This is a genomic window from Bradyrhizobium sp. Ken51, from assembly GCF_055807435.1.
In genome coordinates, this window is sequence record NZ_JBVVPB010000006.1 from 159376 (window position 1) to 175857 (window position 16482).

The 16482-nt window shown below is 64.7% G+C and carries 21 protein-coding genes; 15 read left to right on the forward strand and 6 right to left on the reverse strand.

Annotated features, from left to right (window positions below; genetic code table 11):
* The first annotated feature begins 209 nt into the window (after positions 1 to 209).
* Positions 210 to 746 carry a hypothetical protein gene (locus AC0L27_RS13445; protein ID WP_007602413.1) on the forward strand — a complete coding sequence of 179 codons (537 nt, stop codon included), beginning with the start codon at positions 210 to 212 and terminating at the stop codon, positions 744 to 746.
* Here the strand turns inward: AC0L27_RS13445 and AC0L27_RS13450 are convergent.
* The 3 genes from AC0L27_RS13450 to AC0L27_RS13460 all read right to left on the reverse strand — a co-directional run bounded on the left by AC0L27_RS13450 (position 708) and on the right by AC0L27_RS13460 (position 3405).
* A complete protein-coding gene (locus AC0L27_RS13450) occupies positions 708 to 1100 on the reverse strand; it encodes a carboxymuconolactone decarboxylase family protein (protein ID WP_027567707.1) in 393 nt (130 codons plus the stop codon). The genes AC0L27_RS13445 and AC0L27_RS13450 overlap by 39 nt on opposite strands.
* A gap of 130 nt (positions 1101 to 1230) precedes the next feature.
* Entirely contained in the window at positions 1231 to 2013 is a 783-nt protein-coding gene (pcaD, locus tag AC0L27_RS13455; protein WP_473319414.1) for a 3-oxoadipate enol-lactonase, read from the reverse strand.
* A gap of 36 nt (positions 2014 to 2049) precedes the next feature.
* On the reverse strand, positions 2050 to 3405 hold the full coding sequence (locus AC0L27_RS13460) for a 3-carboxy-cis,cis-muconate cycloisomerase (protein ID WP_354208530.1): 1356 nt from the start codon (positions 3403 to 3405) through the stop codon (positions 2050 to 2052).
* A 183-nt stretch (positions 3406 to 3588) separates the two neighbouring features.
* Between AC0L27_RS13460 and AC0L27_RS13465 the strand changes: the two genes are divergently transcribed.
* From AC0L27_RS13465 to AC0L27_RS13510, 10 genes are all read left to right on the forward strand, one after another.
* On the forward strand, positions 3589 to 4035 hold the full coding sequence (locus tag AC0L27_RS13465) for an SRPBCC family protein (protein WP_018455582.1): 447 nt from the start codon (positions 3589 to 3591) through the stop codon (positions 4033 to 4035).
* Between the two features lie 164 nt (positions 4036 to 4199).
* Entirely contained in the window at positions 4200 to 4685 is a 486-nt protein-coding gene (locus tag AC0L27_RS13470; protein WP_007602418.1) for a (2Fe-2S)-binding protein, read from the forward strand.
* A 33-nt stretch (positions 4686 to 4718) separates the two neighbouring features.
* Positions 4719 to 5525: an FAD binding domain-containing protein gene (locus tag AC0L27_RS13475; RefSeq protein WP_354208531.1), complete on the forward strand. Its 807-nt coding sequence runs from the start codon at positions 4719 to 4721 to the stop codon at positions 5523 to 5525.
* A gap of 62 nt (positions 5526 to 5587) precedes the next feature.
* Positions 5588 to 6508 (forward strand): AAA family ATPase, encoded by a 921-nt coding sequence (locus AC0L27_RS13480; protein ID WP_354208532.1) that lies wholly within the window; start codon positions 5588 to 5590, stop codon positions 6506 to 6508.
* A gap of 130 nt (positions 6509 to 6638) precedes the next feature.
* Entirely contained in the window at positions 6639 to 7841 is a 1203-nt protein-coding gene (locus tag AC0L27_RS13485) for a vWA domain-containing protein (protein WP_354208533.1), read from the forward strand.
* A gap of 9 nt (positions 7842 to 7850) precedes the next feature.
* Positions 7851 to 8174: an XdhC family protein gene (locus AC0L27_RS13490; protein ID WP_007602422.1), complete on the forward strand. Its 324-nt coding sequence runs from the start codon at positions 7851 to 7853 to the stop codon at positions 8172 to 8174.
* Between the two features lie 2 nt (positions 8175 to 8176).
* A complete protein-coding gene (locus AC0L27_RS13495) occupies positions 8177 to 8878 on the forward strand; it encodes an XdhC family protein (protein ID WP_354208534.1) in 702 nt (233 codons plus the stop codon).
* Entirely contained in the window at positions 8875 to 10479 is a 1605-nt protein-coding gene (locus tag AC0L27_RS13500; RefSeq protein ID WP_354208536.1) for a molybdopterin-binding/glycosyltransferase family 2 protein, read from the forward strand. Before AC0L27_RS13495 ends, AC0L27_RS13500 begins: the two co-directional genes overlap by 4 nt.
* Positions 10480 to 10672: 193 nt before the next feature.
* A complete protein-coding gene (locus tag AC0L27_RS13505; RefSeq protein WP_354208537.1) occupies positions 10673 to 11062 on the forward strand; it encodes a DUF4189 domain-containing protein in 390 nt (129 codons plus the stop codon).
* 63 nt (positions 11063 to 11125) lie between these two features.
* Positions 11126 to 11536: a DUF2000 family protein gene (locus tag AC0L27_RS13510; RefSeq protein ID WP_354208538.1), complete on the forward strand. Its 411-nt coding sequence runs from the start codon at positions 11126 to 11128 to the stop codon at positions 11534 to 11536.
* Positions 11537 to 11579: 43 nt separating this feature from the next.
* On the opposite strand, the gene AC0L27_RS13515 is transcribed toward AC0L27_RS13510, so the two are convergent.
* From AC0L27_RS13515 to AC0L27_RS13525, 3 genes are read right to left on the reverse strand one after another with little or no spacing between them, the layout of a single operon-like run.
* Positions 11580 to 11993, reverse strand: a complete 414-nt coding sequence (locus AC0L27_RS13515; protein ID WP_275170125.1) for a GFA family protein — start codon at positions 11991 to 11993, stop codon at positions 11580 to 11582.
* Between the two features lie 12 nt (positions 11994 to 12005).
* Complete coding sequence (locus AC0L27_RS13520) at positions 12006 to 12470, reverse strand: SRPBCC family protein (protein ID WP_275170126.1); 465 nt, start codon at positions 12468 to 12470, stop codon at positions 12006 to 12008.
* Positions 12467 to 12802, reverse strand: a complete 336-nt coding sequence (locus tag AC0L27_RS13525) for an ArsR/SmtB family transcription factor (protein WP_007611986.1) — start codon at positions 12800 to 12802, stop codon at positions 12467 to 12469. Before AC0L27_RS13525 ends, AC0L27_RS13520 begins: the two co-directional genes overlap by 4 nt.
* A gap of 109 nt (positions 12803 to 12911) precedes the next feature.
* Here AC0L27_RS13525 and AC0L27_RS13530 point away from each other — a divergent pair, with 109 nt between their 5' ends.
* Genes AC0L27_RS13530 through AC0L27_RS13545 form a run of 4 tightly spaced genes read left to right on the forward strand, consistent with a single transcriptional unit; the run spans position 12912 to position 16478 of the window.
* Positions 12912 to 13604: a TetR/AcrR family transcriptional regulator gene (locus tag AC0L27_RS13530; protein ID WP_354208539.1), complete on the forward strand. Its 693-nt coding sequence runs from the start codon at positions 12912 to 12914 to the stop codon at positions 13602 to 13604.
* Entirely contained in the window at positions 13601 to 14389 is a 789-nt protein-coding gene (locus tag AC0L27_RS13535) for an HlyD family secretion protein (RefSeq protein ID WP_354208540.1), read from the forward strand. The genes AC0L27_RS13530 and AC0L27_RS13535 overlap by 4 nt, the downstream gene beginning before the upstream one ends.
* The gene (locus AC0L27_RS13540) at positions 14386 to 15318 is read left to right on the forward strand and encodes an ABC transporter ATP-binding protein (RefSeq protein ID WP_354208541.1); all 933 of its coding nucleotides are present in this window, start codon (positions 14386 to 14388) and stop codon (positions 15316 to 15318) included. The genes AC0L27_RS13535 and AC0L27_RS13540 overlap by 4 nt, the downstream gene beginning before the upstream one ends.
* Positions 15315 to 16478: an ABC transporter permease gene (locus AC0L27_RS13545; protein ID WP_354208542.1), complete on the forward strand. Its 1164-nt coding sequence runs from the start codon at positions 15315 to 15317 to the stop codon at positions 16476 to 16478. Before AC0L27_RS13540 ends, AC0L27_RS13545 begins: the two co-directional genes overlap by 4 nt.
* Positions 16479 to 16482: the final 4 nt, after the last annotated feature.

Consider the following 16482-nt stretch of genomic DNA (forward strand, 5'->3'; position numbering starts at 1 on the left):
CCGCCGCATCAAGGCTTTTACAGAGATCATTTGCCGCTCCGGTTCCCCCGGGCAATGGGCGGAACCGGTTCCGCCGGCGCCCAATTGGATGCCCGTCGGGAGGCAGTTAAGGTAAACAAAGGGTTTAAATTGCCGCCACAGTCTGATGCGAGTTAGCTCCCGGCAAGGCCTTCCACCGAAGGCGCGGGCCAAGCGAAGCGGGAAGCGGCATGTTCGGAAACTGGCGTATCGGTTCGGTCAACGGCGCACTGCTGGCGGCCTATTTCATCCCGGCCTGGACCCTCGTTGCCTTCAACATCATGGTGGCGCCGGTGCACGGCCTCTATGAGCGGCCGAGCGTCGCAGTCGCTCTTTTCCTCAGCGACCATCTCCAGATGGCGGGCATGGACACGGTGCGCGCCGCCTGGCTGCTGGCCCTGGGGCGACTGACCGTGGTGGCGTTCTTTGCGATCTACCTTGCGCTGCTCTGCATCCCCCGCATCCGCAAGAACGGCGGCAGCGACGAAGCGCTCGGCATTGCGCTTGCGATCGGCAGCCTGATCTCGTTTGCGAGCATGATCATGGCTTCGAAGGTCGGCGAGATGGCCGCGCTGCGGCTGCACGCCACTGAGCTCCTGCTCCTGCTCGGTGCCGCCATCGTGGTGGTGATCGAACGGCCCGAGGCGGCGCCCAAGATCGTTCAGAAGACCGTCGAGGCGACCCCGCCGCTAGGTCTTGAGCAGGCCGAGCTCCTGCACAATCGCTGAGGCTTCCTTGACGGCGTGGTTCGCGGCCGGCACGCCGCAATAGATCGCTTGCTGCAGCAGAATTTCCTTGATGTCGTCGGGCGTGAAGCCGCCCTCGGCGAGCGCCGCGCGCACATGCAGGCGGAATTCGTCCCATTGGCCAAGCGCAACCATGGTGCCGATCACCAGCACCCGCCGCGTTCGCTCGTCGAAATGCGGCCGCGTCCAGATCTCGCCCCAGGCGTAGCGCGTGATCATGTCCTGGAAATCGGTGTTGAATGCATTGCGACCCGCGATCGACTTGTCGACCCAGGCATTGCCCAGCACTTTTCGGCGCACGTTCATGCCGGCATCGCGGCGTTTCTGGTCGTCCATGCTGTTCTCCTCCGGATCAGTCATTCCGGGCCGCCTCGGAGAGGCGAACCCGGAATCTCGAAGTGGGTGAAATGCGGATCGAGATTCCGGGCTCGATGCCTCGCATCGGCCCGGAATGACGATGGCGCGATCAGCGTTGCGTCAAAAAGCCCACGACCGCGTCGGTGAACGCGTGTGGCTGCTCGACATTGGAAATGTGGGCGGCGTCGATGATGGTCATGCTCGCGCCGGGAATGCTCGAGCGGATCAGTTCGCCCGCCGAAATCGGCGTCGCCATGTCGTGGCGGCCGGCGATCACCAGCGTCGGGCTCTTGATCTTCGGCAGCAGCGCGCGTTGATCGAGCGTCGACAGCGCCTCGCAGCAGGCGAGATAGCCTTCGACCGGCGAGGCCAGCAGCATCGCCTTCATCCTGGCGGTGATGTCGGGTGCGCGCTCGCGGAAATCCTGGGTGAGCCAGCCGGCAATAACGGCATCGGCGACGGCGGCGATGCCGCCCTTCTTCACGGCGTCGATGCGCTCCAGCCATTTGGTCGGCTCGGCATAGTAGCAGGAGGTGTTGGCGAGGATGAGCTTGCCGAAGCGCTCCGGCGCGTTCGCGCCCAGCCATTGCCCGACCATGCCGCCCATCGACAGGCCGCACCAGTGCACTTTCTCGATATTGAGGTCGTCGAGGATGGCCAGCACGTCGCGGCCGAAGCGCTCCATCGTATAGGGGCCGGGCGGAATGTTGGACTTGCCGTGGCCGCGGCGGTCGTAGCGAATGACGCGGAATATCTGCGTCAGCGCCTTCATCTGCGGCTCCCACATCTGCAGCGTGCAGCCGAGCGAGTTCGAGAGCATCAGCGTCGGCCCGCCGTCGCGGCCCTCGACGGAGACGTTGATCAGGCAACCGTCGGCATCGATCATGGGCATGCGGGCGTCTCCGTTTTATTTGCGCTCAGGACTGCTTTATTCGCGTTCGAGGCTGTCGAGCAGGCGGTCGATCAGGGCTTGGGAAGCGCCTTGATAGGCCATCGGCTCGAACAACGCCGCAATTTTTTCCAGCGAAAGATGCGCAGTGACCTGCGAATCGGCTGCGAGCACCTCGCGCAGATGCTTCTTCTCGGCGACCGCGCGCTTGCTCGCGGCCTCGATCAGATGATGCGCATCGCTCTTGCCGATCGTCTCGGCCAGCGCAAAGGTGACCGCTTCCGCCATGATCAGCCCGTGCGTCGCATCGAGATTGCTGCGCATGCGCGCCGCATCGACGTCCAGTCCTTCCGCGACGTCGACGATGGCGGCAAGCGCGCCGGAGGTGACCAGCATCAATTGCGGCAGCGTCGGCCATTCCGCGTGCCAGGGGCCAGCGCTGCGCTCATGGTCCTGCACCTGCGCAGCGAATATCGTCGCGGCGAGCTGCGGCGCCATGGTTGCGCAGCCGAGCGCGCTTGCGGCGGCCACCGGGTTGCGCTTGTGCGGCATGGTCGAGGAGCCGCCGCGGCCTTCGCCGGCAGGCTCGAACGCTTCGCCGACATCGGTCTGCATCATCAGTGAGACGTCGCGGGCGATCTTGCCGCAGCTGCCGGCGAGAATCGCGAAAGCTGATGCGGCTTCCGCGATGCGGTCGCGATGGGTGTGCCAGGGCGCTTCGGGCAGCGGCAGGTTCAGCTCCTGCGCCAGCCGTTCGGAAACCACGAGGCCCTTGTCGCCAAGTGCTGCAAGCGTGCCGGCCGCGCCGCCGAATTGCAGTGCGAGGCCCTCGCGGGAGAGCCGCCTCAAGCGGCAGCGGGCGCGGGCAAGGCTTGCTGCGTATTCGGCAGCCTTCAGCCCGAACGGCATCGGCAGGGCGTGCTGGAGCCAGGTTCGCGCCACCATTGCCGTGTTGCGGTGGGCTCGTGCCAGCGCGGCAAAGCCTTTAATGGCGCGGCCGAGATCGGCGTCCAGCGCAACGATGCCGGCGCGAAGCGTGAGCATGGTCGCGGTGTCGATGACGTCCTGGCTGGTCGCGCCCCAATGCACGTAGCGTGCGGCCTCTGCATCGGTCCTGGCGACATTGGCGGTCAACGTCTTGACCAGGGGGATCGCGAGATTGCCGGATCGCATGGCGGCCTCAGCCAGCGCGGCCATGTCAAAGGTATCGGCCTTGCAAGCGGCTTCGATCGGGCCCACCGCGGACGCGGGAATCACACTTGTGGCCGCCTCGGCTCGGGCCAGCGCTGCCTCGAAATCGAGCATGTTCTGGAGGGTCGACCGGTCGTCGCAGACCGCGCGCATGGCCACGCTCGACAGCATCGGCGCGAGCAGGGGGGAGAGGGATGTGCTCATGTTGTGCGACCTAACCACCATGGCCCGCCTGTGCCAATCCCAAGCCGCCGGCGCAAGCTTTTTGCAGTTGCGAATATGCATTGCACGTGACCGGGGGCCACCCTTTGCTTTTGCCGCCTCGCTGCGGTACTTGAGCTGCATTATAGTTGCGCGATCCGAGTTCGATATCCCGGGAGGCACCCAATGGCCATGACGATGAACGGCGAAGTCCAGCTTGCGGCGCCGCGCGAGGCCGTGTGGGCCAAGCTCAACGATGCCGAGGTGCTGAAGGCCTGCATTCCCGGCTGCGAGGAGCTGGAGAAGACCGACGATGGCGGCTTTCGTGCGACCGCGAAAATGAAGGTCGGCCCGGTGTCGGCGCGCTTCAAGGGCAAGGTCACGCTGTCCGATCTCGACCCGCCGAACGGCTACAAGATCTCCGGCGAAGGCGAGGGCGGGGTGGCCGGCTTCGCCAAGGGTGGTGCCGTGGTCAAGCTTGCGGAGAAGGACGGCGGCACGCTTTTGTCCTACGAGGTCGAGGCGCAGATCGGCGGCAAGTTGGCGCAGCTCGGTCAGCGCCTGATCAACGGCGCCGCCAAGAAACTGGCCGACGAATTTTTCGCGAACTTCGCCAAGGCGGTACAGGGCTGAAGGCCAATACCTCAAGCATGGCGCCTTTCGGCATATCGCGTTTTGTCATGGCGCCTTGCATTCCCGGTGATGTTGCCCCGGGGCATAATGGCCCATATGATGGGTTGGAATAATTATAAGAACCGCTTCGACGGGACCCGTCGGGGCGCTGATAGAGAGTGCTTATGGCAAAAATCTCCCTCATCGTGAACGGCAATCCTGTCACGGCCAATGTCGATCCCCGCACCCTGCTGGTGCAGTTCCTGCGCGAGAATCTGCGGCTCACCGGCACCCATGTTGGCTGCGACACCTCGCAGTGCGGCGCCTGCGTCGTGCATCTGGACGGCAAGGCCGTGAAGTCCTGCACCACGCTCGCGGTGATGGCCGATGGCCACGAGGTCAAGACGATCGAGGGGCTGGCCGCCGACGGCGCGCCGCTGCATCCGATGCAGGAGGCCTTCCGCGAACACCACGGCCTGCAGTGCGGCTTCTGCACGCCCGGCATGATCATGACCGCGATCGACATCGTCCATCGCAAGGGCAACGAGCTCGACGACCACACCATCCGCGAGGAGCTGGAAGGCAATCTCTGCCGCTGCACCGGCTACCAGAACATCGTCACCTCGATCTCCGCCGGCGCCAAGGCGATGGCGAAATCCGATCTCGCGTAAACCGCGCGCGCACTCTGCGATCAGGACATTCAGATGTACGATTTCAAATACCATCGCCCCGGGACCGTTCGGCAGGCCGCCAACCTCCTGGTGAAGAACGAAGACGCCAAGGTGATCGCCGGCGGCCACACGCTGATTCCCGTCATGAAGCAGCGCCTCGCCAGCCCGCCGCATCTGGTCGACCTCTCTCATATCGATGGGCTCAACACGATCGAGATGAAGGGCCGCGCGCTCGTGATCGGTGCCACCGCCCGGCATGCCGAGGTCGCAAGCTCCGCCATCGTCGGCGAGGCGATCCCGGCGCTCGCGAACCTTGCCGGCCAGATCGGCGATCCCGCCGTGCGCCACAAGGGCACGATCGGCGGCTCGCTCGCCAACAACGATCCGACCGCGGACTATCCGGCTGCGGTGTTGGCGCTCGGCGCCACCATCGTCACCAACAAGCGGCGCCTCAAGGCAGAAGAGTACTTCCAGGGCCTGTTCACGACGGCACTCGAGGCCGACGAGATCATCACCAAGGTAATGTTCCCGCTGCCGAAGAAGGCGGCCTATATTAAGTTCCGCAACCAGGCCTCGCGTTACGCGCTGGTCGGCGTGTTCGTGACGCGGCGTCCCTCCGATGTTCGGGTCGCGGTCACCGGCGCCGGCTCCGAAGGCGTGTTCCGTGTCACCGCGTTGGAGGAAGCCCTGAAGAAGCGCTTCGCCGCGAAGGCGCTTGACGGCATCGAGGTGCCGGCGGACGGCCTCAACAGCGACATCCATGGCAGCGCCGAATACCGCGCGCACCTCATCGGCGTGCTGACGCGGCGTGCCCTCGATGCCGCCAACGCCAAGGAGTGAGTGATCCTCACGCCTCGGCCCAAACTTGTCCCCGGTGAGGGCGTAGCGAGACTGGCTTTTTCATGACCTCAGCGGCCAACACGTCCGGTGCCTTGCCGGCATCGGTCGATTCGATGCTCGAACTCCTGACGTCGCGCGGCTATCTCGCCGAGCGATCGCTGGCCACGGTGACCTATCTGTCGCTGCGCATGGGCCGGCCGCTGTTTCTGGAAGGCGAGGCCGGCGTCGGCAAGACCGAGATCGCAAAAGTGCTGTCGGCGGCCCTTGGGCGGAAGCTGATCCGCCTGCAATGTTACGAAGGCCTCGACGTCTCTTCGGCAGTCTACGAGTGGAATAGCGCCGCGCAGATGATCGCGATCCGGATGGCGGAAGCCGCCGGCGACACCGATCGCGATCAATTGTCGTCCGACATTTTCGCCGATCGCTACATGATCAAGCGACCGCTGCTCCAGGCGCTCGAGCCCGACGTCGCCGGGCCGCCGGTGCTGCTGATCGACGAGCTCGACCGCGCCGACGAGGCGTTCGAAGCGTATCTGCTCGAAATCCTCAGCGACTTCCAGGTGACGATCCCCGAATTCGGCACCGTGAAGGCGCCGAGCCCGCCGATCGTCATTATCACCTCCAATCGCACCCGCGAGATCCACGACGCGCTGAAGCGGCGCTGTCTCTATCACTGGGTCGATTATCCCGACGCCGATCGCGAGCTCGCGATCGTCAAGTCGCGCGTGCCGGGCATCTCCGCAAAATTGTCGCAGCAGGTCGTGCGCTTCGTCCAGGCGCTGCGCAATCAGGATTTCTACAAGTCGCCGGGCGTCGCCGAGACCATCGATTGGGCCACCGCGCTGTCGGAGCTCGACGCCCGATCCCTGACCCCGCAAGTGGTCGGCGACACGCTGGGCGCGCTGCTCAAGTATCAGGACGACATCACGCGGATGCAGGGCGACACCTTGCAGAAGGTGCTGAAGGACGTGACGAGCGACTAGCCTCATTCCGGGGCGCGCGTGAGCGCGAACTCTGGTGCGCAATTGCGCACCTTAGAATCTCGCGCCACAATCTCTGGATTCCGGGTTCGTTGCTTCGCGACGCCCCGGAATGACGGAGCGAGGATGAACCATGGCCATCAACCACCTTGCGCCTGAGCAAACCGAGCAATTCGCCGACAACATTGTCGGCTTCGCCCGCGCGCTGCGTTCGGCCGGCATGCCGGTCGGGCCGGGTGCGGTCATCGATGCCATGAGCGCGCTTGAGGTGATCGACATCGGCAAACGCGTCGACGTCTTCACCACCCTGGAGGCGATCTTCGTCAAGCGCCACGAGCATGCGCTGATCTTCAAGCAGGCCTTCAACCTGTTCTTCCGCGCCTCGGAAGAGTGGAAGCACATGCTGGATTCGGTGCCGTTGCCGGAGCAAGCCAAGAAGAAGCCACAGGCCGGCTCGCGCCGTGTGCAGGAGGCGATGTCGCAACCGCGCATGACGGAGACGCCGCAGCACCAGGAGCAGGATTTGCGCCTGTCTGTCTCGGACAAGGAAATCCTTCAGAAAAAGGATTTTGCGCAGATGAGCGCGGCAGAGATCACCGAAGCGCTCCGCGCCGTCGAGCGGATGCGATTGCCGCAGGCCGAGCTTTTGACGCGCCGGCACCTGCCCGATCCCCGCGGCCTGCGCCTTGATCTCCGCCGCACGCTGCGCGCCTCGTTGCGCACCGGCGGCGACATCATCGACATCCATCGCCTCGGGCGGATCGAGAAACCGGCGCCGATCGTCGCGCTGCTCGACATCTCGGGTTCGATGAGCGAGTACACCCGCCTGTTCCTGCATTTCCTGCATGCCATAGGGGACGCGCGCAAACGTGTCTCGGTGTTCCTGTTCGGCACTCGCCTCACCAACGTGACCCGGGCGCTGCGCCAACGTGACCCCGACGAGGCGCTGGCGAGCTGCTCGGCCTCGGTCGAGGACTGGGCCGGCGGCACCCGGATCTCGGCTTCCCTGCACAATTTCAACAAATTGTGGGCGCGCCGCGTGCTGAGCCAGGGCGCCATCGTGCTGCTGATCTCCGACGGGCTGGAGCGGGAGGCCGATTCCAAGCTCGCCTTCGAGATGGACCGGCTGCACCGCTCCTGCCGGCGGCTGATCTGGCTCAACCCGCTGCTGCGGTTTGGCGGCTTCGAGGCCAAGGCCCAGGGCATCAAAATGATGCTGCCGCACGTTGACGAATTCCGCCCCGTACATAATTTGAGCTCGATCCAGGAGCTGATCACCACGCTCTCCCGGCCGCTGCCGCCGCATCACCGCAGCCTGATCCGCTCCGCAGCCTGAGAGGTAGCCATGCTCGATCGCGACGAGGATATTCTGAAGGCGGCGGAGGACTGGCAGAAGGCCGGCCGTGGCGTCGCGCTGGCCACCGTAGTGGAGACCTGGGGCTCGGCACCGCGTCCGGCGGGCTCGAGCCTCGTCATCAACGACGAGGGCACGTTCCTGGGGTCCGTCTCCGGCGGCTGCGTCGAGGGCGCCGTGGTCACCGAGGCCATGGATGTGATCCAGAGCGGCAAGCCCAGGATGCTGGAGTTTGGCGTTGCCGACGAGACTGCCTGGAATGTCGGGCTGTCCTGCGGCGGCACCATCCGCGTCTTCGTCGAGAAGGTCGGCTAGCCGTGAAGCTCGCAATCCTGCACGAACTCAATGCCGAGCGCGCCGCGCGCCGCCCGGTGATCCTGGTGACCGACACCGAGAGCGGCGAGCAGCGCCTGGTGAAGGCCGACGACTTCAGTAAGGATCCTTTGCGCGCCGAGCTCGACAAGCAGCTCCGCATGGGCAAAAGCGCCAGTGTCGAAGCCGGCGGCAAGAAGCTCTTCCTCAACGTCTACGCGCCGACCGCAAAGCTCGTCATCGTCGGCGCCGTTCATATCAGCCAGGCCCTGGCGCCGCTGGCGCGCTCGCTCGGCTACGACGTCACCGTAGTCGACCCGCGCACGGCCTTTGCGAGCCCGGAGCGCTTCCCCGACATTCCGCTGGTTGCGGAATGGCCCGACACGGCGCTGCCGTCGCTTAATGTCGATGCCTATACAGCTTTCGTCGCGGTAACGCACGATCCCAAGATCGACGACCCCGCGCTGCTGCACGCCTTCGAGCGCAACTGCTTCTATATCGGCGCGCTCGGCTCGCGGAAGACGCACGCCAAGCGCGGCGACCGGCTGCGGGCGCAGGGCGCCAAGGAGGCTGACATCGCGCGCATCCACGCGCCGATCGGGCTTGCGATCGGTGCGGTCTCGCCATCCGAGATCGCGGTGTCGATCATGGCCGAGATCACGGCGGTGCTTCGCCTGCCGCCCAAAGAAAAAGAAGAAGCTGCATGAAATTCGGCCCGGCGAGCCCCAGGGATGCGATCGGCGGGGTGACCGTCCACACCCTGCGTCAGGGACCGCTGGTGCTGAAGAAGGGCACGACGATCGGCCCAGCCGAGGTCGAGGCGCTGGAGCGCGCCGGCATCAAGGACGTCGTGGTGGTGCGGATGGAGGAGGGCGATGTCTCCGAGGACATCGCTGCCGCCAGCATCGCGCTTGCCGTTGGTGGCGATGGCATTCACGTCGAGCGTGCCTTCACCGGTCGCGCCAATCTGTTCGCCGCGCGCCCGGGCGTGCTGGTGATCGATCGCGCCGCGGTGGACCGCATCAACAATATCGACGAGGCCATTACCTTTGCCACGCTCTCCGCCTTCAAGCCGGTGGTCGAGGGCGAGATGGTTGGCACCGTCAAGATCATCCCGTTCGGCGTCGAAGGGAAGTTGCGTGATGCCGCGGTGAAGGCCGCGGGTCGCGACGTGCTGAAGATCGCGCCTTACGCGATCAAGCGTGTCGGCGTGGTCTCGACCCTGCTGCCCGGCCTGTCCTCCAAGGTGATCGACAAGACGTTGCGCGTCACCGCCGAGCGGCTGGCGCCGGCCGGGGCCGGCATCATCGCCGAGCGGCGGGTCCCGCATGAGGAGCAGGCGCTGTCGGTTGCGATCAAGGAATTGCTGGGTCTTGGCGCCGAGCTCGTCATCGTGTTCGGGGCATCCGCGATCGCTGATCGCCGCGACGTGATCCCTGCGGCGGTGACCGGAATCGGCGGCGAGATCGAGCATTTCGGCATGCCGGTCGATCCCGGCAATCTGCTGCTGATTGCCCGGGCCGGCACTGTGCCTGTGCTGGGTGCGCCCGGCTGTGCGCGCTCGCCGGTCGAGAACGGCTTTGACTGGGTGCTGATGCGGCTCCTGGCCGGCATCAAGGTGACGCGTTCCGAGCTGATGGGCATGGGCGTCGGCGGTCTCCTGATGGAGATCGTTACACGCCCGCAGCCGCGCGCAAAACCGGAGATCGAGGGCAACAACCAGGTCGCGGTCATCGTGCTCGCGGCGGGCCGCTCGACCCGGATGGGTGGGCCGAACAAGCTTCTAGCTGAGCTCGACGGCAAGAAGCTGGTGCGAATCGCGACCGAGCAGGCGCTGGCCTCCAAGGCGTCCGAGGTGATCGTCGTCACCGGCCATCAGACCGAGCTGATCGAGCAAGCCTTGCAAGGCCTGAAGGTGCGTTTCGTCAAAAATCCGGATTTTGCCGGCGGCATCGCAAGCTCGGTCAAGGCCGGGATCGCGGCCGTCCCCGAGACGTCCGACGGCGCTGTGGTCTGCCTCGGCGACATGCCGCTGATCGATGCCGGTCTGATCGATCGTCTCATCGACGCGTTCGCACCGGACCGCGGTAATCTCATCGTCGTGCCCGTCAGCGAGGGCCGCCGCGGCAATCCCGTGCTGTGGTCGCGCCGCTTCTTCAAGGAGTTGATGACGCTCGACGGCGATGTCGGCGCGCGCCATCTGATCGCCAAGCACACCGAGGCAGTCGCCGAAGTGCCGGTGGATGGCGAGAGCGCCTTTCTCGACATCGACACGCCGCAGGCGTTGGAAGCGGCACGGCGGGGATAGCTCTTGTAGGGTGGGTTAGCGAAGCGTAACCCACCACGCTTCACCGGTCGCGGAACGAAGTTGGTGGATTACGCTTCGCTAATCCACCCTACGAAGCGCCTCCCAGCCTGCCGATTTCAACGTCCCGTTCACCATCTGGAAACGACCGGCGCTTACAGTCCACTCCACCTGCCTTGGGGGGAGGGGTTTTTCCATGGCTTCGAACGTCGTCGCGCGCCGTTGCGCGATGTTTTTCTTTGTGCTGTCGGTCTGCGTCGCGGGCGCTCGCCATATCACGGATGCGCACGCCGCCGGTGCATTTGCGGTCGGCAAGTGTGGCGCCTATGGCCAGGCCTTTGATTACGGCGCCGAGCGCGAAGCGCGTGCCGCGGCGCAGAAGCAGTGCAAGGGCGATTGCACGACCGTGACGATGAAGCGCGCCTGCGCCGCGATGTCGGTCGATCTGTCCAATCCCTGCGGCGCCTATGGCTATGCCGTCAAGCCGAAGATCTCGGCCACGCTCAATGCCGCGACGCGCGAATGCTACAAATACGGCGGCAAGGAATGCGTGATCCGCGCATGGGCCTGCGACGCTAAGGGTTGATTCCTGTTGCGGTCATTCCGATGGTGCGTAGCATCGAATCCGGAATGACAGTCGGGGAGTTGCATGCAGTTCGATACCAAGATCGCCATCGTGATTCGCACCGATCTTCAAGTCTGGCAGAAGCTCAACGTCGCGGCCTTCCTCACCAGCGGCATCGCCGCAGCCTTTCCGGAATGCATTGGCGAGCCCTATGAGGACGCGTCGGGCACGAGATATCACGCTCTGATCGGCCAGCCCATCCTGATCTATGGCGCCGACGGTCCCGCATTGACGCGCGCGCTCGATCGGGCACTGACGCGTAGCGTCAAGCCGGCGGTCTACACCCAGGACATGTTCAAGACCACGCACGATGCTGCCAACCGCGAGGCGGTAAGGGCGGTGGCGCGCCCTGACCTCAACCTCGTCGGACTCGCGGTGCGCGCCGAGCGCAAGGTGATCGACAAGATCGTTGATGGGCTGAAGTTTCATAGTTGACGTGAACGCGCGCGGTCTTGCGCGCGCTTCCTTTTGCGATGCCTTATCCCGGCGGCATGCCCGCGAATTTCGGCAGGTCCGGGTCAAGACGATCCCAGTCATGTCCGCGCGCGGCGAAAGTGACCGCCTGCGGCTTGTAGCGGGCAGGCTCGTCGAGGCTAGCGGCGCGGATCGTAAAGACGTCGGGCTGTGTCGCGAAGGTCATGTACACAGGCACGCCGCACTGCGTGCAGAAACCGCGCGTCTTCACGTTGCCGCTGTTGGCGACCATGTCCCAATGCTTCGCCTCGCCGGTAAGCGTGACGCCGGCGCGTGCGAAGGTTACGTAGGAGCCGTGGCCGCTGCCGCTTTCGCGCTGGCAGTCCCGGCATTGGCAGTGATTGCTGAACAGGGGCTCACTAGCGATCGAATAGCGGATCGCGCCGCAGGCGCAGCCGCCGGTAAACGGATTGGTCATTGCGACAACTCCTTACTTATCTTCGCCGCTGATCTCGTCGAGCTGGCGGACGACCTTCTTCCAGCCGCCGCTCATGCCCGTGTAGGCGGATTCGTTCCTGGGTATGACGAAGCCCGCATGAACCAGACGGATCCGCGTGCCGGCCTCCACCGGGGTGAGGGACCACGTCACGATAGTGTCGAGCGGCGCGCCGTAGCCGGTGTTGCGCTCATCGCCGCCCTTCCACGCGTAGACGAGGCGCCGGTTCGGCATGACTTCGAGGACGCGGCAATGGATGACGCCATCCCAGGCGCCGCCCGGCGTAGTCTGATAGGTGAAGGTGTTGCCTTCGACAGGCTCGAAACCGCTCGGCGGCATCAGCCAGCGCGCGATCAGCTGGGCGCTGGTCAGCGCCTTCCAGATCGTCTCCGGCGCGTGAGGGAGCACCTCGTCGAGGACGATGTCTTTTGTCTCGGCTTTCAATTCAACAGCACTCACGGGTCGATCTCCTTCAAGAGGTCACGCAGGTTCTGGAAGCGCTCGCGCCAGAACACGCCGTAATGGTCCATCCAGGAGACCAGCGGTTCGAGGCCTTGCGGCGCGGCACGGTAATAGACGTTGCGGCCCTCGGCACGCTCGGCGACGAGGCCGGCCTGCTTGAGGGACTTCAAATGTTGCGAGATCGCGCCTTGCGTCACGCCGCTGCCGCGCGTGAGCTCGGCGACGCTGATCTCCTTGCTCTCGAAGACGCGCTCGAACACGGCGCGCCGGGTTGGATCGGCAAGGGCGCGCATCACTGTGGTGACGGGATTTGGGGCGGCTTCGATCATAGAAGTTAGATTAGTATACGCTAATGAATTAGTCAAGACTAATTTGTTGGCCACTAGGTCCGCAATGCTGTGCCTTGACTATGACTGACCAGTCAGTCATCTTGTGCGGATGATCAAGAAGCCCGCCAAAGCCACCACGCCCGCAACTCGCGCCAACGCGAAGGCCTCTGCACGTGCTGACAACGACCCGGCCCCCGCGTCGAGCCGTGCCACGCGTGCGGCGGAACGGCGTGCGGCGATCGTGGATGCCGCGATGGAGGAATTCATCGCGCGCGGCTTTGCCGCGACGCGGCTCGACGACATCGCGAAGCGCGCGGGTGTCGCCAAGGGCACCATCTACCTGCACTTCAGGGACAAGGAATCGATGTTCGAGGAGCTGGTGCGGACCGTGATCGTGCCTGTTGTGACGCGGTTGACGGCATTGCCGCCGCCGGCGGGCTCGGTGCGCGATCTCGTCGAGACGTTTGCCAGCAACTTCCTGAAGGAAGTCATCGGCACCAGGCGCGGCGATCTCGTGCGCCTGATCGTGGCCGAGGGACCGCGCTTTCCCTCCGTGGCCGATTTCTACTACCGCGAGGTCGTCTCACGCGGCATCGCCGCCATGCGCGCGCTGATCGAACTCGCCATCGCCCGCGGCGAGATACGCCAGAAGAACCTGGCGCATTACCCGCAGATCCTGGTCGCACCCGCGATGATCGCGGTGATCTGGCAGAGCCTGTTTGCGCGGCACGCGCCGCTCGACGCGCAGGACATGCTGCGCGTTCATCTCGATTTGATTTTTGGCGAACGGAGCACGACATGAGGTCGTCGCAGGTAATTTTCGGAGCTGCACTGATCATCGCGCTCGCAACCGGGCTTGCCGGGTGCCAGGAGAAACGTGAGCCCGGCTTCCAGGGCTGGGTCGAGGCCGACATGATCTTCGTCAGCCCGGACGAAGCGGGCCGCGTGACGAAGCTGAACATCCGCGAGGGCGACGAGGTCAAGGTCGGCGATCACCTCTATTCCGTCGACGACGATCTCCAGCTTGCCGATTTCAACCAGAACAAGGCGACGCTTGCCAACGCGCAGCAGACCTATGACCGCGCGGCTTCGCTGAGCAAGACCGGCTCGGGCACGCAGGCCAATCTCGACTCGGCCGTCTCCGCCTTGCGCGTCGCCGAGGCGCGGGTGGCGACCTCGGAGACGCGGATGGCGCGTCGCAAGGGCTTTGCGCCCGTTGCCGGTACCATCCAGCAGATCTATTTTCGCGAGGGCGAAATGGTGGCGGCGCAGCGGCCGGTGCTCTCGATCATGCCGCCCGGCAACATGAAGCTGCGCTTCTTCGTGCCGGAGACCGAGCTGCCGAAGCTTGCGATCGGCGATACCGTGCGGGTCGCGTGCGACAATTGCGCCGCCGATCTCACCGCAAAGATCTATTTCATCGCGACTTCGGCCGAATACACCCCGCCTGTCATCTACAGTCTCGAGGAGCGCAACAAGCTCGTCTATCTGATCCAGGCGCGGCCGTCGCGCCCCGATGCGCTGCGCGTCGGACAACCCATCGACGTCCATTTCAATCCAAAAACCCCCGTGGCGGACAAGCGATGAGCGGCGGCAATGGCATCGCGATCGACGTCAAGGGCCTGACCAAGTCGTTCGGTGGCCGCGAGGTCGTGCACGATTTGTCGATGCAGGTGAAGCGCGGTTCGATCTACGGCTTCCTCGGCCCGAACGGCTCGGGCAAGACGACGACCATCCGCATCCTCTGCGGCCTGCTCACGCCCGACAGCGGCGAGGGCACCTGCCTCGGCTACGACATCAGGCGCGATGCCGAAAAGATCAAGCGCCAGGTCGGTTACATGACCCAGCGCTTCAGCCTCTATCAGGATCTCTCTGTCCGCGAAAACCTCGAATTCGTCGCGCGCCTATACGGCCTTCGCGATGCACGCGGCGCCGCGCGCGACATGATCAAGCGGATCGGGCTCTCGGGGCGCGAGGAACAGCTCGCCGGCGAACTCTCCGGCGGCTGGAAGCAGCGGTTGGCGCTAGGTGCCTGCACATTGCCGAGTCCGAAACTGCTGCTCTTGGACGAACCGACCGCCGGCGTCGACCCGAAGGCGCGGCGCGATTTCTGGAACGAGATTCATGCACTCGCGGCCGACGGTCTCACAGTGCTGGTCTCGACCCACTACATGGACGAGGCCGAGCGCTGTCACGAGATCGCCTACATCGCCTATGGCCATCTGCTCGTGCATGGCACCGTGGAGGAGGTGATCGCGAAATCCGCGCTGACGACTTACACCGTGACGGGCGAGGACCTCAACGAGCTCACGGCTGCGCTCACTGGCAAGGCCGGAATCGACATGGTGGCGCCGTTCGGCACGTCGCTGCACGTCTCCGGCCGCGACGTCGCCGCCCTGGAAGCCAGCATCGCGCCATGGCGCGAGAAAAGCGGGCTGCGCTGGCACAAATCATCGCCGTCACTGGAAGACGTGTTCATCGAATTGATGAGCCGTTCCAAGGACAATTTCCAATGAGCGCCGTCGATCGTCCGGCTCCCGCACGCGAAATCCGCGAGCGCTTCGGCTTCCTGCGGCGCTCCTATGCGATGCTGATCAAGGAGTTCATCCAGCTCGGGCGCGACCGCGTGTCGTTTGCGATGATCGTGATGCTGCCGGTGATGCAGCTGCTCTTGTTCGGCTATGCCATCAACACCACGCCGCATAATCTGCCGAGCGCGGTGCTGCTCCAGGAGGATTCCGATCTCGCCCGCTCGATCCTGAAGGCGCTGGAGAATACGGCCTATTTCCGCTTCATCTACGAGGTGCACGACGTCGACGATTTCGACAATTTGCTGAAGTCCGGCAAGGTGCTGTTCGGCGTCGAGATCCCGCGCGGCTTCGAGCGGGCGGTACGGCGCGGCGACAGACCTGCGCTGCTGGTTGCGGCCGACGCGACCGATCCGGTCGCAGCGAGCGCGGCGATCGGCTCGCTTGGCATGGTCGTGCAGACCGCACTCAAACACGATCTCTACATCGGAAATCCCCCGGAGATGCCATTCGAGATCCGCGCCCACGCCCGCTACAACCCCGCCGCCGCGTCGAGCCTCAACATCGTGCCGGGCCTCGTCGGCACTATCCTCACCATGACCATGCTGATCTTCACCGCGCTCTCGGTCACGCGCGAGGTCGAGCGCGGCACGATGGAGAGCCTGCTGTCGATGCCGATCAGGCCGGTCGAGGTGATGTTCGGCAAGATCATCCCTTACGTGCTGGTGGGCTTCGTGCAGGCGTTCCTCATCATCGGCATCGGGGTCGGCCTGTTCGGCGTGCCGGTGCTCGGCAATCTGTTCCTGCTGGCGCTGCTCTCGACGCTGTTCATCACGACCAATCTGGCGATCGGGTACACCATCTCGACGCTGGTGCAGAATCAGCTCCAGGCGATGCAGATGTCGATGATGTTCTTCCTGCCGAGCATCTTGCTGTCCGGCTTCATGTTCCCGTTTGCCGGGATGCCGGCCTGGGCGCAATATGTCGGCGAATGCCTGCCGCTGACGCACTATCTCCGCATCGTCCGCGCCATCATGCTGAAGGGCGCGAGCATGCAAAATTTGCATTTCGACGCGCTGGCGCTGGCAGTCCTGATGCTGCTCGCCATGACCATCGCCGTGACGCGCTTCCGCCGCACGCTGGATTGAGGCA

Bases quoted from the DNA above. Each gene is read 5' to 3' on its own strand.
- AC0L27_RS13540 (WP_354208541.1), top strand. From the start codon at position 14,386: ATGAGCGGCGGCAATGGCATCGCGATCGACGTCAAGGGCCTGACCAAG.
- AC0L27_RS13460 (WP_354208530.1), bottom strand. From the start codon at position 3,405: ATGAGCACATCCCTCTCCCCCCTGCTCGCGCCGATGCTGTCGAGCGTG.
- pcaD (WP_473319414.1), bottom strand. From the start codon at position 2,013: ATGCCCATGATCGATGCCGACGGTTGCCTGATCAACGTCTCCGTCGAG.
- AC0L27_RS13510 (WP_354208538.1), top strand. From the start codon at position 11,126: ATGCAGTTCGATACCAAGATCGCCATCGTGATTCGCACCGATCTTCAA.
- AC0L27_RS13490 (WP_007602422.1), top strand. From the start codon at position 7,851: ATGCTCGATCGCGACGAGGATATTCTGAAGGCGGCGGAGGACTGGCAG.
- AC0L27_RS13480 (WP_354208532.1), top strand. From the start codon at position 5,588: ATGACCTCAGCGGCCAACACGTCCGGTGCCTTGCCGGCATCGGTCGAT.
- AC0L27_RS13515 (WP_275170125.1), bottom strand. From the start codon at position 11,993: ATGACCAATCCGTTTACCGGCGGCTGCGCCTGCGGCGCGATCCGCTAT.
- AC0L27_RS13535 (WP_354208540.1), top strand. From the start codon at position 13,601: ATGAGGTCGTCGCAGGTAATTTTCGGAGCTGCACTGATCATCGCGCTC.
- AC0L27_RS13470 (WP_007602418.1), top strand. From the start codon at position 4,200: ATGGCAAAAATCTCCCTCATCGTGAACGGCAATCCTGTCACGGCCAAT.
- AC0L27_RS13450 (WP_027567707.1), bottom strand. From the start codon at position 1,100: ATGGACGACCAGAAACGCCGCGATGCCGGCATGAACGTGCGCCGAAAA.
- AC0L27_RS13465 (WP_018455582.1), top strand. From the start codon at position 3,589: ATGGCCATGACGATGAACGGCGAAGTCCAGCTTGCGGCGCCGCGCGAG.
- AC0L27_RS13445 (WP_007602413.1), top strand. From the start codon at position 210: ATGTTCGGAAACTGGCGTATCGGTTCGGTCAACGGCGCACTGCTGGCG.
- AC0L27_RS13530 (WP_354208539.1), top strand. From the start codon at position 12,912: ATGATCAAGAAGCCCGCCAAAGCCACCACGCCCGCAACTCGCGCCAAC.
- AC0L27_RS13475 (WP_354208531.1), top strand. From the start codon at position 4,719: ATGTACGATTTCAAATACCATCGCCCCGGGACCGTTCGGCAGGCCGCC.
- AC0L27_RS13545 (WP_354208542.1), top strand. From the start codon at position 15,315: ATGAGCGCCGTCGATCGTCCGGCTCCCGCACGCGAAATCCGCGAGCGC.
- AC0L27_RS13525 (WP_007611986.1), bottom strand. From the start codon at position 12,802: ATGATCGAAGCCGCCCCAAATCCCGTCACCACAGTGATGCGCGCCCTT.
- AC0L27_RS13500 (WP_354208536.1), top strand. From the start codon at position 8,875: ATGAAATTCGGCCCGGCGAGCCCCAGGGATGCGATCGGCGGGGTGACC.
- AC0L27_RS13505 (WP_354208537.1), top strand. From the start codon at position 10,673: ATGGCTTCGAACGTCGTCGCGCGCCGTTGCGCGATGTTTTTCTTTGTG.
- AC0L27_RS13485 (WP_354208533.1), top strand. From the start codon at position 6,639: ATGGCCATCAACCACCTTGCGCCTGAGCAAACCGAGCAATTCGCCGAC.